Origin of the sequence: Micromonospora sp. NPDC023966 (genome assembly GCF_040639095.1) — a bacterium.
Lineage (GTDB): Bacteria > Actinomycetota > Actinomycetes > Mycobacteriales > Micromonosporaceae > Micromonospora.
In genome coordinates, this window is record NZ_JBEZZJ010000006.1 from 223373 (window position 1) to 238100 (window position 14728).

Below are 14728 nucleotides of genomic sequence, written 5' to 3' on the forward strand. Positions count from 1 at the left end.
CGTCCGACGCCGTCGGGCCCAGTCCACACAGTTGTGGCTCCCCGCGCAAGTGGCGCACCGGGTGCAACGGAATTTACCGTGCCAGCAGCGTACGGGCACCCTCGGTAATGGCTTCCTCGGAGACCAGAACCTGACGTGCCGCCGGACCTAATGGTACAAACGAGTCAAGCCCGGCGACTCGGCGCGCCGTGCCGACGTACCCGGCGTCGACCAGCGCGGCGATCACGCCCTCGCCCACCCCACCCGAGCGGCGGGTCTCGTCGACGACCAGCACCCGACCGGTGGCCGAGGCCTCCCGGATGATGTCCGCCACCGGCAGCGGGGCCAGCCAGCGCAGGTCCACCACCCGGCTGCCGATCCCCTCGTCGGCCAGCGTGGCCGCCGCCCGCAGCGACATCCGGACGCCGTTACCGAAAGTGATGATGGTCAGGTCCTCGGCCGAGCCGACCCCGTACACCCGGGCGCGGCCGATCGGCACGTGGCGGGTGGCCCAGGCGCCGGGCTCGGCGTACTCGGCCAGCCACTCGCCGTCGCCCTCGGTGTAGAGGTCGCGGGTGTGGTAGAGCGCGATCGGCTCCAGGAAGACGCTGACCGCGCCGTCCACCGCGGCGGCGGCCAGGCAGGTACGCAGCATCGGCGCGGCGTCGTCCGGCCGGGCCGGCACCGCGATGACCAGCCCCGGCACGTCGCGGAGCACGGCCACCGAGTTGTCGTTGTGGAAGTGCCCGCCGAACCCCTCCTGGTAGGCCAGCCCGGCCACCCGCACCACCATCGGGTTGCGGAACGCCCCCCGCGAGAAGAACCGCATGGTCGCCGCCTCGCCCCGGAGCTGGTCCTCGGCGTTGTGCAGGTACGCCAGGTACTGGATCTCCGGCACCGGCAGCATCCCGGCCACGCCCGCGCCCAGCGCCAGCCCCAGGATCGAGGTCTCGTCGAGCAGGGTGTCGAACACCCGCGCCGCCCCGAATTTGGTCTGCAGCCCCTTGGTCACCCCGTACACGCCGCCCTTGGCGGCCACGTCCTCACCGAAGACGGCCATTCCGGGGTGGTCGAGCATCCCGTCGGCCAGGGCCGCGTTGATGCTCTGCGCCAGGGTCAGCGGCCCGGCCAGTTCCGGCAGCTTGCCGGCGAACGCCTCGGCCCGGGCGCCGGCGGCCGGGCCGGCCGCCCGGGTCGCCGCGTCGGCGACCGCCCGCGAGATGCGGACCGGCCGGCGCGGGGCCAGCTCGGCGACGACGTCGACCGGGGAGGTCAGCTTCGGCTCGTCGAGCACCTCCTCGGCGAGCCGGCGGATCTGCCAGCCGCGCTCGTCGTAGCGGGCCAGCAGCTCCTCGCCGGTGGCGTAGCCGGCCTCGACCAGCCGCCGGGCGGTGGCCAGCAGCGGGTCCCGCGCCAGGTCCGCGGCGATCTCCGCCGGGCTCCGGTACGCGGTCTCCGCGTCCGCGCCGGCGTGCCCCATCAGCCGTACGGTGCCGAGGTGCAGCACGGCCGGCCGCCGGTGCCGGCGTACCCAGGCCGCCGCCTCCTCCGCCACCCGGTACGCCTCGGCCACGTCCGTGCCGTCGGCGGCGAAGTAGCGGATTCCCGGCCTGGCCCGCAGGGTCGCGGCCACCCAGCCCCGCGGTGACCGCACGCTGATTCCGAGCCCGTTGTCCTCGCAGACGAAGAGGACCGGGATGCGCAGCCCGGCGTGGTCGTACCAGCCGGCGGTGTTGAACGCCGCCGTGGCGGTGGCGTGGTTGACCGAGGCGTCGCCGAACGAGCAGACCACGATGGCGTCCGGCGGCCAGGGCGCGGCGTCCCCGTCGGCCGGCCGGCCGCCGCGGCGCAGCCGTTCCAGCGCGAGCCCCATGCCGACGGCCCGGGGCAGGTGCGAGGCGATGGTGGAGGTGGTCGGGATGACCGCGAGGTCGGCCCGGCCGAAGACCTTGTGCCGGCCCCCGGCGATCGGCTCCGCGGCGGAGGCGACCATTCCGCGCAGCACGTCGCGGGCCGCGGCCGCGTAGGCGTCGTCGGGGTCGGGCAGGGGCAGTTCGGGTACGCCGGCCGTCGCCGCGCCGGCTGCGTCCACGGCCACCCCGGCTCCGGCCGGCAAGCTCGCCGTCTCGTCCTCGGCACCGGTCCGGAGGGATCCGCCCGGCGCTCCGCTTCCGTCGACCGGTGATGCCGCAGCCGGACCGTCCGTCGGCGTCGCCGCACCCGACCCGCCCTCCGCATCCGGGCCGGACCCGGCGCCCGACGGGTCCGAGGCGGCGCCGGAGGGGTCCGCTCCGGCGCCAGACGGGTCGGCACCGACGTCGGACGAGGTCGCACCGGGGTCGGAAAGAGCGGCACCGGGGTCGGACAGGGCCGCACCGGGGTCGGACGGTTCTGCCGCGGGGCCGGCGGCCACGATGTCGGTCACCTGCCCGGGCTCGGGCACCGCATCGACGAACTCGCGCCCGGCGTTCGCGCCGTCGTCGCCCGGGGTGCGCGGGTCGGGGATCAGGGCGGCCGGGCCGTCGGAATCGTCGGCGTCCGGGACCGCCGCGCCGGCCGGGACGGCGCCCGCTGCCTGGGCGGCACGCAGGCAGTAGAAGGCCCCGGAGCGGTAGTGCAGCAGGGCGGGGTCGGTCGGCCGCAGCGCGGCGGCCACCGCGGCGTTGCCCTCGTGGCCGGCGGAGCCGATCGTGTAGTACCCCTCGCCGAAGCTGCGCAGCCAGCGTCCGGCGAGGTCGAGCAGCCGGCTGGTCAGCTGGGCGTCGAACACGGCGAGCGCCTGCGCCCCGGTCAGCGGCGCGCCGCCGGGCAGCGGTTCACCCAGGTCCCGCCGCTGGGCGGGGGCGCCGAGCGCGGTCAGGGCGGCCCGGAACCGGTCGTCGAGCTCTTGCGGGGTGGTCACGTCGGACAGCATTACCGACCGGAGCCCACCTCGCCCAGTCGGACACGGACCGCCCGGCCGGGCTCAGTCCTCCCCGCACCGCTCCGGGCAGCCGCCGTCGGAGACCTTCCAGACCAGCTCACGCAGGGTGGCCAGCTCGCCGGTGGTGAGCCCGCCGAGGAGTCGGGAGTCGGACATCACCCGCCGGACCCGGTCCCGGACCCGCCGCCCCTCCGCGGTGACCACGAGGGTCTTCTGCCGCCGGTCGGCCGGGTCGACCCGCCGTTCCACCAGCCCCGCCTGCTCCAGCTTGTCGACCAGCCCGGTGACGTTGGAGCGGTCGCAGCGCAACTGCTCGGCGAGGTCACGGGCGGGCAGCGGGTGGTCGGGGTCCAGCTCGTGCAGGGCGCGGGCGGCGGCCGGGGTGAGCCCCAGGGCGGCGATCTCCTCGTCCTGGTAGTGCCGCATGGCCGAGGCGATGTGCATGATCCGGCGCACGGCGTCCCCAGCCAGGCCGGAGCGGTCGCCGACGTCGGAACCGGCGGTGGGGACGGTGGATTGCGCCATGCCTCACATCCTACTTGCGAACTGATTGTTGAGCAGCTCTACTGTTGAGCAGCTCACGTAAGTCGCGTGCGGCATCGTCCCTGGAGGCATCCCGTGTCCGAGTTCTCCGTCCTGGCCCTCTCCGGCAGCCTGCGCGAGGCGTCGTTCAACACCGCGCTGATCCGGGCGGCGCAGCGCCTCGCCGCCGACGGCATGACCATCGAGCAGTACGCCGGCCTCGCCGCCATCCCGCCGTTCAACGAGGACGTCGAGCCGGAGCCACCGGCCGCGGTGGTGGACCTGCGGGAGCGGATCGCCGCCGCAGACGCCCTGCTCATCGCGACCCCCGAGTACAACTACGGGGTGCCCGGGGTGCTCAAGAACGCTCTGGACTGGGCGTCCCGGCCGAGCTTCCCGGTCACCAGCTGGGTTTCGCCGCTGGCACACAAGCCGGTGGCCATCGTCGGCGCGGCCCCGACCGGCATGGGCACGGTCCGCGCCCAGCTCCAGCTCCGGCAGCTCTTCCTCGTGACCGACTCGGCCGTCGTCACCAAGCCGGAGATCATCGTGACCAACGCGCACGAGAAGCTGGCCCAGGACGGCACGGTCCACGACGCCACCACGGAGACCTTGCTCCGCGGCCTACTGGAGGCCCTGGCCGCCAAGATCCGGGTCACCCGGCTCGCCACCGCCACGGTCTGAGCCGCCTCCCGGGCGGCCCCGGGTCACGGCCGCGAGCCGACGACCTCGGGACCGCCCGGGACCGGCCGGGTGACCGGCGCCGGGCGGACGGCCCGCCGGGCGGCGACGGCGCCGGCCAGCAGCAGAACGGCGGTCAGGACCGCCGGGGGCAGGACGAGCACCGGGCCGCGCCGGCCGGTCGCGGCCAGGGCGAGATGCAGTCCGCCGACCAGGGTCACCCCCAGCACGGCGGCGAGCAGCGTGCCGGTGGAGACCAGTGCGGAGAGCGCCGCGGCCGCCCCGGCCGGCAGGGCGCCGGCGAGCCGGGTGACCAGCGGGCTGAACGCCGCCGCGTGCGCCGCCCCGCCGGCCACCAGCAGCGCGCTTCCCGCCGGCCACGGCCAGCCCGCCACGGAGAGCCAGGCCAGCGCCAGCACCACCGCCGCCAGCACCGGCGGGCCGGCGACCGGCAGCACCGCCCGGACCCGCTCCGGCAGCCGCGCCACCACCAGGCCGCACAGGGCGAAACCCACGGCGTACGGGAGGAAGGCCAGTCCCGCCGCCAGCGCGGTGAAGCCCAGCCCGTCCTGGAGCCGCAGGGTGAGCACGAACAGGAAGCCGGCGTAGCAGCCCATCACGGCGCAGCAGGCCACCAGCCCGGCCAGCACGCCGGGGTGGCGCAGCACCGTCACGTCCAGCAGCGGAGCCGCCGAACGGCGGGCGCGCCGGGCCTCGTACCCGAGGAAGAGCCGCAGCCCGACGGCGCCGGCGCCGGCCGCGGCGGCCCGGACCCAGCCGGGCCAGCCGAGGTCCCCGCCGAGCACCACCGGCAGCACCAGGGTGAGCATCGCGACAGTGAGGAGCACCACGCCCGGCAGGTCGAGCGGCTCCCGCCGGGGCGGGTCGGCCGGCAGGCCGGCGAAGACCCGCCGCCCGACGAGCTGGAGCAGCACGCCGACCGGCACGTTGATCAGGAACGCGGCCCGCCAGGTCAGGCCGCCGAGGTCGAGGGTCACCAGCAGCCCGCCGAGGACCTGGCCGGCGGCCACACCGAGGGCCAGCACCATCGAGTACGCCCCGATCGCCCGCGCCCGGGCCGCAGCCGGGACCGCCGCCTGGATCAGCGCGAGCACCTGCGGCACCATCAGCGCGCCGGCCGCGCCCTGGGCGACCCGGGCCAGCACCAGCGCGACCGGTCCCGGGGACAGGCCGCAGGCCAGCGAGGCGATGGTGAAGCCGGCCAGGCCGAGCAGGAAGATCCGTGGGTAGCCGTGCCGGGCGCCGAGCCGGGCGCCGACGACCACCAGCACGGCGAAGGTGAGGGTGTAGCCGGCCAGCATGAGCTGCTGCACGGCCGGCGGCCCGGCCAGGTCGGCGCGGATCGCGGGCGCGGCCACCGCCGCGATCGAGGTGTCCATGGAGGCCATCGCCTGCCCGGTGAGCAGGACGGTGAGCAGGGCGGCGGTCCGGCGGGGCGACTCGGTCACGCCGCCACCCTGCCGGCCGGTGCGGCCGGCGGTCTTGTCGATCCTTGCGGGACCGTCCTGTCACCCGGTCGGCCTACCCTGACCGGCATGCGTACCGCCGTGCCGCTGCTGACGCACCCGGACTTCTCGATCAGCGTGGTGCGGTGCCGGGACGACCACACCGGCTGGTCCGCGCCCGAGCCGGCCACCGCGTACGGCCTGGTGCTGACCCGCCGGGGCGGCTTCCGCCGGGCCGGGCGCGGCGACCCCGAGTTCGTCGAGCCGACCGTGGCCTACCTGACCCTGCCCGGCGAGGAGGAGCGCTTCGCCCACCCGGCGGGCGGGGACGACTGCACCTCGGTGCACCTGTCGGCCCGGCTGTGGCGGGAGCTGTTCGCGGACCGGCCGGTGCCAGCCGTGGTGCACGTCGACGCCCGGGTGGACCTGGCCCACCGGCTGCTGCTGCGGGCCGCGGGCGACCCCGACCACGCGGCGGCCGAGCGGCTGGTCCGGCTGGTCGGCGCGGCCACCGGGCCGGCGGCGGGCGAGAGCGGGCGGGACCGGCGGCTGGTCGAGCGGGCGCGGGCCGCCCTGCACGACGACGCTCCCGAGGCCGCCGGGCTGCTGCCGCTGGCCCGGGCGCTCGGGGTCTCGCCCTACCGGCTCAGCCGCCAGTTCCAGGCCCGGGTCGGGGTGCCGTTGACCCGCTACCGCAACCGGCTGCGCGTCGGGCGGCTCCTCGACCGGCTCGAGGAGGGCGCAGAGAGCCTCGCCGGCCTCGCCACCGAGCTGGGCTTCGCCGACCAGGCCCATCTGACCCGCACGGTCCGCGCCCAGCTGGGCCACACCCCGGGCCGGCTGCGCCGGCTGCTGGGCTGACGCCCGCTCCGCCTGGCTCAGCCGGGCAGGAACGAGAAGCGGACCTGCCGGCTCGGGTTGTCGCCGTTGGTGTCGACCAGGCAGATCGACTGCCAGGTGCCGAGCTGGAGCCGCCCGCCGAGCACCGGCAGGGTGGCGTACGGGGGGACGAAGGCGGGCAGCACGTGGTCCCGGCCGTGCCCGGGCGAGCCGTGCCGGTGCCGCCAGCGGTCGTCGCCGGGGAGCAGGTCGTCCAGGGCGCGCAGCAGGTCGTCGTCCGACCCCGAACCGGTCTCGATGATCGCCAGCCCGGCGGTGGCGTGCGGCACGAAGACGTGCAGCAGGCCGTCCCCTTCGCCGGCGACGAACCGCTCGGCCTCGCTGGTGATGTCCCGGACGGCCGGCCGCGACCCGGTCTGGACGCTGATCACCTCACTGCGCATACGGCGCATTCTGCCGCAGCCCGGCGGCGACCGCGGCCGGTGTCGCCGGCCGGCCCGGCACAGCCGGTCATCGCACAAAGTTACCGGCGAGTACCTGTGTTCAGCGTCGCGTCTGGGGGAGGGAGACGTGACGACGAGCGCCACCAGGGGGCAGGATGGCGCTAGAGACCTATCCCACACAGAACCGAGGGAACGCCTGTGGCTACGGAACGCAAGCGCCCGGTGATCACCGCTGGTCTGCCGAGCCAGCTTCCGGACATCGACCCTGAAGAGACCAGCGAATGGGTCGAGTCGCTTGACGGTGTCATCGACGAGCGCGGAACCAAGCGCGCCCGCTATGTCATGCTGAGCCTGCTGGAGCGGGCCCGCGAGCGCCAGGTCGGGGTGCCGTCCCTGACCACCACCGACTACATCAACACCATCCCGCCGGAGCGCGAGCCGTGGTTCCCGGGTGACGAGCACGTCGAGCGGCGGCTCCGGGCCTACATCCGGTGGAACGCCGCCATGCTGGTCCACCGGGCGCAGCGACCGGAGATCGGCGTGGGTGGCCACATCTCCACCTTCGCCAGCTCCGCGTCCCTCTACGAGGTGGGCTTCAACCACTTCTTCCGGGGCAAGGACCACCCGGGCGGCGGCGACCACATCTTCTACCAGGGCCACGCCTCCCCCGGCATGTACGCGCGGGCCTTCCTGGAGGGCCGGCTCAGCGCCGACCAGCTCGACGGCTTCCGGCAGGAGCTGTCGCATCCGGGTGGCGCGCTGCCGTCGTACCCGCACCCGCGGCTGATGCCCGACTTCTGGGAGTTCCCCACGGTGTCGATGGGCCTCGGCCCGATGAACGCCATCTACCAGGCGCGGTTCAACCGCTACCTGCAGCACCGGGGCATCAAGGACACCTCGCAGCAGCACGTCTGGGCGTTCCTGGGCGACGGCGAGATGGACGAGGTCGAGTCGCTCGGCGCGATCGGCGTGGCCGCCCGCGAGGAGCTGGACAACCTCACCTTCGTGATCAACTGCAACCTGCAGCGGCTGGACGGCCCGGTCCGCGGCAACGGCAAGGTCATGCAGGAACTGGAGGCGTTCTTCCGGGGCGCCGGCTGGAACGTCATCAAGGTGGTCTGGGGCCGGGAGTGGGATCCGCTGCTCGCCGCGGACACCGACGGCGCGCTGGTCAACCTCATGAACACCACGCCCGACGGTGACTACCAGACCTACAAGGCCGAGTCCGGGGCGTACGTCCGGGAGCACTTCTTCGGGCGCGACCCGCGCACCCGCAAGATGGTCGAGCACCTGAGCGACGACGAGATCTGGAACCTCAAGCGGGGTGGCCACGACTACCGGAAGCTCTACGCGGCCTACAAGGCGGCGATGGAGCACACCGGCCAGCCGACGGTGATCCTGGCCAAGACGATCAAGGGCTGGACGCTGGGCTCGCACTTCGAGGCCCGCAACGCCACCCACCAGATGAAGAAGCTGACGCTGGAGGACCTGAAGCTCTTCCGCGACCGGCTCTACCTGGACATCCCGGACAAGCAGCTGGAGGAGAACCCCTACCTCCCGCCGTACTTCCACCCGGGCGAGAAGTCCGACGAGATGGAGTACCTGCACGAGCGGCGCAAGCAGCTCGGCGGCTACCTGCCCTCGCGGCGGACCAGTCACAAGACGCTGCAGATCCCGGGCCCCGAGCGGTTCGCCGACGTCAAGCGGGGCTCGGGCAAGCAGAAGGTGGCCACCACCATGGCCTTCGTCCGCCTGCTCAAGGACGTGATGAAGGACAAGGAGTTCGGCAAGCGCTGGGTGCCGATCATCCCGGACGAGGCCCGCACCTTCGGCATGGACTCGCTCTTCCCGACGGCGAAGATCTACTCGCCGCACGGCCAGCGGTACACCTCGGTGGACCGGGAGCTGTTCCTGTCGTACAAGGAGGCCACCACCGGCCAGATCCTGCACGAGGGGATCAACGAGGCCGGCTCGGTCGCCTCGTTCACCGCGGCGGGCACGTCCTACGCCACCCACGGCGAGCCGATGATCCCGATGTACATCTTCTACTCGATGTTCGGGTTCCAGCGGACCGGCGACGGGCTCTGGGCGGCGGCCGACCAGATGGCCCGGGGCTTCCTGCTCGGCGCGACGGCGGGCCGGACCACGCTCAACGGTGAGGGCCTCCAGCACGAGGACGGCCACTCGCACCTGATCGCCGCCACCAACCCGGCCGTGGTCGCCTACGACCCGGCGTTCGCCTTCGAGATGGCGCACATCCTGGAGAGCGGCCTGCACCGGATGTACGGCGAGGCGCAGGAGAACGTCTTCTACTACCTCACCGTCTACAACGAGCCGATCTTCCAGCCGGCCGAGCCGCAGGGCGTGGACGTCGAGGGCATCGTCAAGGGCATCTACCGCTACTCGCCGGCCCCGCAGGTCGGCGGGGACGCGCCGAAGGCGAACGTCCTGGCCTCCGGCACCGGCATGCAGTGGGCGCTCAAGGCCCAGCAGCTGCTCGCCGAGGACTGGGGCGTGGCCGCCGACGTCTGGTCGGTGACGTCCTGGACCGAGCTGCGCCGGGACGCGGTGGAGTGCGAGGAGCACAACCTGCTCAACCCGGGCGGCGAGCAGCGGGTGCCGTACATCCAGCGGAAGCTGGCCGACGCCGACGGGCCGAAGGTCGCGGTGAGCGACTGGATGCGCGCGGTGCCGGACCTGATCGCCCGCTGGGTGCCCGGCGACTACACCTCGCTCGGCACCGACGGCTTCGGCATGTCGGACACGCGGCACGCGCTGCGGCGCCACTTCCACGTGGACGCCGAGTCGGTGGCCGTCGCGACGCTGCGCCAGCTCGCCCTGCGCGGCGCGGTGCCGGCCCACGTGCCGGCCGAGGCCGCCAAGAAGTACGCGCTGGACGACGTCACCGCCGCCCCGGTCGGGGAGACCGGCGGCGACAGCTGACCCGTCCGTAGGAAGGGCCCGGCGCACCCGCGCCGGGCCCTTCGTCAGGTACGGGGCACCGCGGCGGAGGCGACGATGGTCCGGCGTCCCTGGCGGGGACGCCGGACCATCACCATCGCGGGCGACGCCGGGACAGGCTCGGTCAACCGACGGCGGCCAGGTCGGTCAGCCGGGCCAGCGAGTCCTCCAGATCGGCGCCGACCCGGCGCAGGCCGAGCCGGAGCAGGGCGGCCTTGACCGGCCCGGCGGGCCACCGTACGACGATGAGCCGCACGACCGTCCCGCCCTCCTCCTCGTCCGGGGTCAGCTGTACGTAGATCTCGGTGCGCGCCTCGGCCCGGGCGCCGGCGCCCTTGGCCCGTTCGCGCCAGCCGATCAGGGTCGGCTCCTGGTAGGCGATCACCTCGGCCTCGTGCGCCGCGCCCCGCCCGGCCTGGACCAGTTGTCGCCGGCCGAACCCCTCCCCGGAGAGGACCTCGGCCGCGCGGACCCCCGCCAGCCAGGCCGGCAACTGCTCGGCCCGCTGCACCACATCCCAGACCGCTTCCACCGGCGCCATCACGTGCGCACTGCGCTCCACGAGGATCATGTCTATCTTTCCCCCACTTAAAACACATCCGCGATATTCGGCACTCTATGTGTAAATCGGACTTAAGTGGACGGGTTCGGAAAAGACACGCCGAAAACCCTTGCCCTGCCAGCCTTTGCGGGACTATGGCGCGGCGACCGCCCGGGCCCTAGAGTCGCGAGCACGCTTCGCGTTTCTGGGAGGGCGAATGACGAGCGCGCCGATGCCCGAGTTCCCCGCCAGCTTCCGGTGGGGGGTGTCCACCTCCGCGTACCAGATCGAGGGGGCGGTCACCGCCGGCGGGCGCGGGCCGTCCATCTGGGACACCTTCGCCCACTCCCCCGGCCGGATCGTCGACGGCAGCACCGGCGACGAGGCGTGCGACCACTACCACCGGTACGCCGAGGACGTCGGGCTGCTGGCCGGGCTGGGGGTGTCCGCGTACCGGTTCTCCATCGCCTGGCCCCGGGTGCAGCCCACCGGCACGGGCCCGGCGAACCCGGCCGGGCTGGACTTCTACGACCGGCTGGTGGACGCCCTGCTCGCCGCCGGCGTGGACCCGGTCGCCACCCTCTTCCACTGGGACCTGCCGCAGGCCCTGGAGGACGCCGGCGGCTGGCTGAACCGGGACACCGCCCACCACTTCGCCGAGTACGCCGACCTGGTCGCCGCCCGCCTCGGCGACCGGGTGAAGCTCTGGATCACCCTCAACGAGCCGTTCATCCACATGAGCCTCGGGCACGGCATGGGCGTGCACGCCCCCGGCCGGATGCTGCTCTTCGACGCCTTCCCGGTGGCCCACCACCAGCTCCTCGGGCACGGCCTCGCCGTCTCCGCGCTGCGCGCCCGCAGCACCAGCCCGGTGGCCATCGCCAACAACTACTCGCCGGTGCGGCTCGCCGGAAAGGCCGACGCCGACCGGGCCGCCGGGGCGGCGTACGACGCGCTGCACAACCGGCTCTTCACCGACCCGCTGCTCGGTCGCGGCTACCCGGCGGAGCCGGGCTTCGACCCGGCCGTGGTGCGCGCCGGGGACCTCGACGTGATCGCCGCCCCGATCGACGTGCTCGGGGTGAACTACTACAACCCGACCGGCATCCGAGCCCCCGCCGACGAGGACTCGCCGCTGCCGTTCGAGATCGTGCCGCTGGCCGGCTACCCGCGCACCGCCTTCGACTGGCCGGTGGCCCCGGACGGGTTGCGCGAGCTGCTCCTCCAGCTCCACCACCGGTACGGCGACGCGCTGCCGCCCATCCAGATCACCGAGAGCGGCTGCGCGTACGACGACGTGCCGGACGCCGACGGCCGGGTGCCCGACCCGGACCGGATCGCGTACCTGGACCGGCACCTGCGGGCGGTGCGCGAGGCGATGGCCGCCGGGGTGCCGGTGACCGGGTACTTCGTCTGGTCGCTGCTGGACAACTGGGAGTGGGCCGAGGGCTTCACCAAGCGGTTCGGCCTGGTCCACGTCGACTACGCCACCCAGCGGCGCACCCCGAAGTCGTCGTACGCCTGGTTCCGGGATCTGGTCCGGCGATGACCACCGTCAACCCGACGCCGGCCTCGCTGCCGGCGGCGCTCGCCGAGCCGACCGTGCCGGTGCGGCGGAGCTGGATCGCGCTGATCTTCGCGGCCAACCTGGGCGTCTGGATGGCCTTCTTCACCCCGATCCAGGTGCTGCTGCCGCAGCAGGTGGAACGGATCGCGCCGGCCGACAAGGAGGCCATGCTGGCGGTGGTCACCGGCCTCGGCGCGCTCGCCGCCGTGCTGGCGAATCCGCTGGCCGGGGCGCTGTCCGACCGGACCTCGCTGCGCCTGGCGAACCGGCACCTCGGCCGCCGGCACGTCTGGACCGCCACCGGCGCGGTGGTCGGCGCGTTCGCCCTGGTGCTGCTGGCCCGGCAGGACAGCATCGCCGGGGTGGCGCTCGCCTGGGTCGCCGCCCAGGTCTGTTTCAACGCCATGCTGGCCAGCCTCACCGCCGCCATCCCGGACCGGGTGCCGGTGGCGCAGCGCGGCGGCGTCTCCGGCTGGGTGGGCATCCCGCAGGCGCTCGGCCTGGTGGTCGGCGCGGTGCTGGTCACCGCCGTGGTCACCGGCAACGCCGCCGGGTACGCCGCCATCGCGCTCGCGGTGCTGCTGCTGTCCCTGCCGTTCGCGCTGCTCACCCAGGACGACCCGCTGCCCCGCGAGCACCGGTCGCCGCTGCGCCCGCGCGCGCTGCTCGCCTCGATGTGGATCAGCCCGCGCCGGCACCCCGACTTCGCCTGGGCCTGGTTCACCCGGTTCCTGGTGCAGACCGGCAACGCGCTCGGCACGCTCTACCTGCTCTACTTCCTCACCGACGGGGTGCGGGTGGCCGACCCCGAGGGCTCCCTGCTTGTGCTGATCCTGCTCTACACGCTCGGGATGATGCTCACCGCCGTGGTGGCCGGGCGGCTCTCCGACCGCTCGGGCCGGCGCAAGGTCTTCGTGATCGTCTCCGGGCTGATCATGGCGGTGGCGGCGACCCTGCTCGCGGTGGCCCCGACCTGGCCGATGGCGATCGTCGCCGCGCTGCTGCTCGGCGCCGGCTACGGCGTCTACCTGGCGGTGGACGCGGCGCTGATCACCCAGGTGCTGCCGGCCGCCACCGACCGGGCCAAGGACCTCGGCGTGATCAACATCGCGAACTCGGCGCCGCAGGTGCTCGGCCCGGCGCTCTCCGCGCCGATCGTGGTGCACCTGGGCGGCTACCCCACGCTGTACGCGGTCACCGCGGCGGTCACCCTGGTCGGCAGCGCCCTGGTCGTGAAGATCAAGGCGGTGCCCTGAACCGGCCCCCTGCCGGAAAGCGGTCGCGGCCCGCCGTAGGCTGGGGGACGTGACGGTACGTGTACGCTTCGCCCCCTCCCCGACCGGAATGTTCCACGTCGGCGGCGCCCGCTCGGCCCTGCAGAACTGGATCTACGCCAAGCAGCAGGGCGGGGTGTTCGTGCTCCGCATCGAGGACACCGACGCGGCCCGCAACAAGCCCGAGTGGACCGAGGGCATCCTCTCCGCGCTCGACTGGATCGGCATCGCGCGGGGCAGCTACGAGGGCCCCTACTTCCAGTCCTCGTACGCCGGTGAGCACCGGGCCGCCGCGCAGCGGCTCTACGAGGGCGGCCGGGCGTACTACTGCGACTGCACCCGGGAGGACGTGCAGGCGCGCACCGGCTCGCAGTACCAGGGCTACGACGGCTTCTGCCGCGACCGCGGCCTGACGCCGGGCGAGGGCCGAGCGCTGCGCTTCCGCACCCCCGACGAGGGCGAGACCGTGGTGGTCGACCTGATCCGCGGCGAGCCGACGTTCGAGAACAAGCTGATCGAGGACTTCGTCATCGCCCGCGCCGACGGCTCGGCGGTCTTCCTGCTGGCCAACGTCGTCGACGACATGACCATGGGGATCACTCACGTGATCCGGGCCGAGGAGCACCTGCCCAACACGCCCAAGCAGCAGCTGCTCTGGGACGCGCTCGGGGTCAAGCCGCCGGTCTGGGCGCACGTGCCCGTGGTGGTCAACGAGAAGCGGCAGAAGCTCTCCAAGCGGCGGGACAAGGTCGCCCTGGAGGCGTACCGGGACGAGGGTTACCTCGCCGAGGCGATGCGCAACTACCTGATGCTGCTCGGCTGGGCCCCCTCCGGCGACCGGGAGATCGTGCCCTGGTCGGTGATCGAGGAGGAGTTCCGGCTGGAGGAGGTCAACCCCTCCCCCGCCTTCTTCGACGAGAAGAAGCTGCGCGCGTTCAACGGCGACTACATCCGGGCGCTGCCGATCGAGGACTTCATCACCGAGTGCCAGCCGTGGCTGACCGGCACCGACACGATCGCCCCGCCGCCCTGGCAGCCGGAGGAGTTCGACCCCGCCGCCTTCGCCGCGGTCGCCCCGCTGGCGCAGACCCGGATCGCGGTGCTCAGCGAGATCGTGCCGAACGTCGACTTCCTCTTCCTGGCCGACCCGCTGATCGACGAGGGGGCCTGGGCCAAGGCGATGAAGGAGGGCGCGGCCGACCTGCTGGACGCGGCGATCGCCGCCTTCGAGGCGCTGGAGTCGTGGGGCGCCGAGTCGCTGAAGTCCACGCTGGAGGCGGTCGGTGCGGAGCGCGGCCTGAAGCTGGGCAAGGCGCAGGCGCCCGTCCGCGTGGCGATCACCGGCCGGACCGTCGGCCTGCCGCTCTTCGAGTCGCTGGAGGTGCTCGGCCGCGACCGCACGCTGACCCGGCTGCGCGCCGCCCGGGTGCGCCTGTTCTGACTGTGAGGCTGGCTGGGTCGGTTCAGCAGTGGTGAGCTGATAGCTGGCAGCGGTGGGCGTGACTCTTGCTCTGACTGGCTTCGTGCCTTT

Annotated in this window: 11 protein-coding genes; 6 read left to right on the plus strand and 5 right to left on the minus strand. The window is 73.7% G+C overall.

Annotated elements, in window-relative coordinates:
• Nucleotides 1–73: 73 nt before the first annotated feature.
• Complete coding sequence (locus tag AB0F68_RS12620; protein ID WP_357335882.1) at nucleotides 74–2893, minus strand: thiamine pyrophosphate-dependent enzyme; 2820 nt, start codon at nucleotides 2891–2893, stop codon at nucleotides 74–76.
• A gap of 51 nt (nucleotides 2894–2944) precedes the next feature.
• Nucleotides 2945–3427, minus strand: coding sequence for a MarR family winged helix-turn-helix transcriptional regulator (locus AB0F68_RS12625; RefSeq protein ID WP_357335884.1), 483 nt, complete (start codon nucleotides 3425–3427; stop codon nucleotides 2945–2947).
• A gap of 93 nt (nucleotides 3428–3520) precedes the next feature.
• Here AB0F68_RS12625 and AB0F68_RS12630 point away from each other — a divergent pair, with 93 nt between their 5' ends.
• Nucleotides 3521–4108 carry an NADPH-dependent FMN reductase gene (locus AB0F68_RS12630; RefSeq protein WP_357335887.1) on the plus strand — a complete coding sequence of 196 codons (588 nt, stop codon included), beginning with the start codon at nucleotides 3521–3523 and terminating at the stop codon, nucleotides 4106–4108.
• Nucleotides 4109–4131: 23 nt separating this feature from the next.
• Here the strand turns inward: AB0F68_RS12630 and AB0F68_RS12635 are convergent, their stop codons facing one another.
• The gene (locus tag AB0F68_RS12635; protein WP_357335889.1) at nucleotides 4132–5574 is read right to left on the minus strand and encodes an MFS transporter; all 1443 of its coding nucleotides are present in this window, start codon (nucleotides 5572–5574) and stop codon (nucleotides 4132–4134) included.
• Nucleotides 5575–5661: 87 nt separating this feature from the next.
• On the opposite strand from AB0F68_RS12635, the gene AB0F68_RS12640 reads away from it, so the two are divergent.
• A complete protein-coding gene (locus AB0F68_RS12640) occupies nucleotides 5662–6432 on the plus strand; it encodes an AraC family transcriptional regulator (protein ID WP_357335891.1) in 771 nt (256 codons plus the stop codon).
• Between the two features lie 17 nt (nucleotides 6433–6449).
• Here the strand turns inward: AB0F68_RS12640 and AB0F68_RS12645 are convergent, their stop codons facing one another.
• On the minus strand, nucleotides 6450–6854 hold the full coding sequence (locus AB0F68_RS12645; protein WP_357335894.1) for a YjbQ family protein: 405 nt from the start codon (nucleotides 6852–6854) through the stop codon (nucleotides 6450–6452).
• A gap of 198 nt (nucleotides 6855–7052) precedes the next feature.
• Here AB0F68_RS12645 and aceE point away from each other — a divergent pair, with 198 nt between their 5' ends.
• The gene (gene aceE, locus AB0F68_RS12650; RefSeq protein ID WP_357335896.1) at nucleotides 7053–9797 is read left to right on the plus strand and encodes a pyruvate dehydrogenase (acetyl-transferring), homodimeric type; all 2745 of its coding nucleotides are present in this window, start codon (nucleotides 7053–7055) and stop codon (nucleotides 9795–9797) included.
• A gap of 142 nt (nucleotides 9798–9939) precedes the next feature.
• Here the strand turns inward: aceE and AB0F68_RS12655 are convergent, their stop codons facing one another.
• Nucleotides 9940–10386 (minus strand): SRPBCC family protein, encoded by a 447-nt coding sequence (locus AB0F68_RS12655; RefSeq protein ID WP_046570642.1) that lies wholly within the window; start codon nucleotides 10384–10386, stop codon nucleotides 9940–9942.
• Nucleotides 10387–10573: 187 nt separating this feature from the next.
• On the opposite strand from AB0F68_RS12655, the gene AB0F68_RS12660 reads away from it, so the two are divergent.
• The 3 genes from AB0F68_RS12660 to gltX are packed head-to-tail and all read left to right on the plus strand — an operon-like array spanning nucleotide 10574 to nucleotide 14638.
• Nucleotides 10574–11905 carry a GH1 family beta-glucosidase gene (locus tag AB0F68_RS12660; protein ID WP_357335899.1) on the plus strand — a complete coding sequence of 444 codons (1332 nt, stop codon included), beginning with the start codon at nucleotides 10574–10576 and terminating at the stop codon, nucleotides 11903–11905.
• Nucleotides 11902–13179: an MFS transporter gene (locus tag AB0F68_RS12665; RefSeq protein WP_357335901.1), complete on the plus strand. Its 1278-nt coding sequence runs from the start codon at nucleotides 11902–11904 to the stop codon at nucleotides 13177–13179. Before AB0F68_RS12660 ends, AB0F68_RS12665 begins: the two co-directional genes overlap by 4 nt.
• Before the next feature lie 49 nt (nucleotides 13180–13228).
• Nucleotides 13229–14638, plus strand: a complete 1410-nt coding sequence (gene gltX / locus AB0F68_RS12670; RefSeq protein ID WP_357335903.1) for a glutamate--tRNA ligase — start codon at nucleotides 13229–13231, stop codon at nucleotides 14636–14638.
• The last annotated feature ends 90 nt before the right edge of the window (nucleotides 14639–14728 follow it).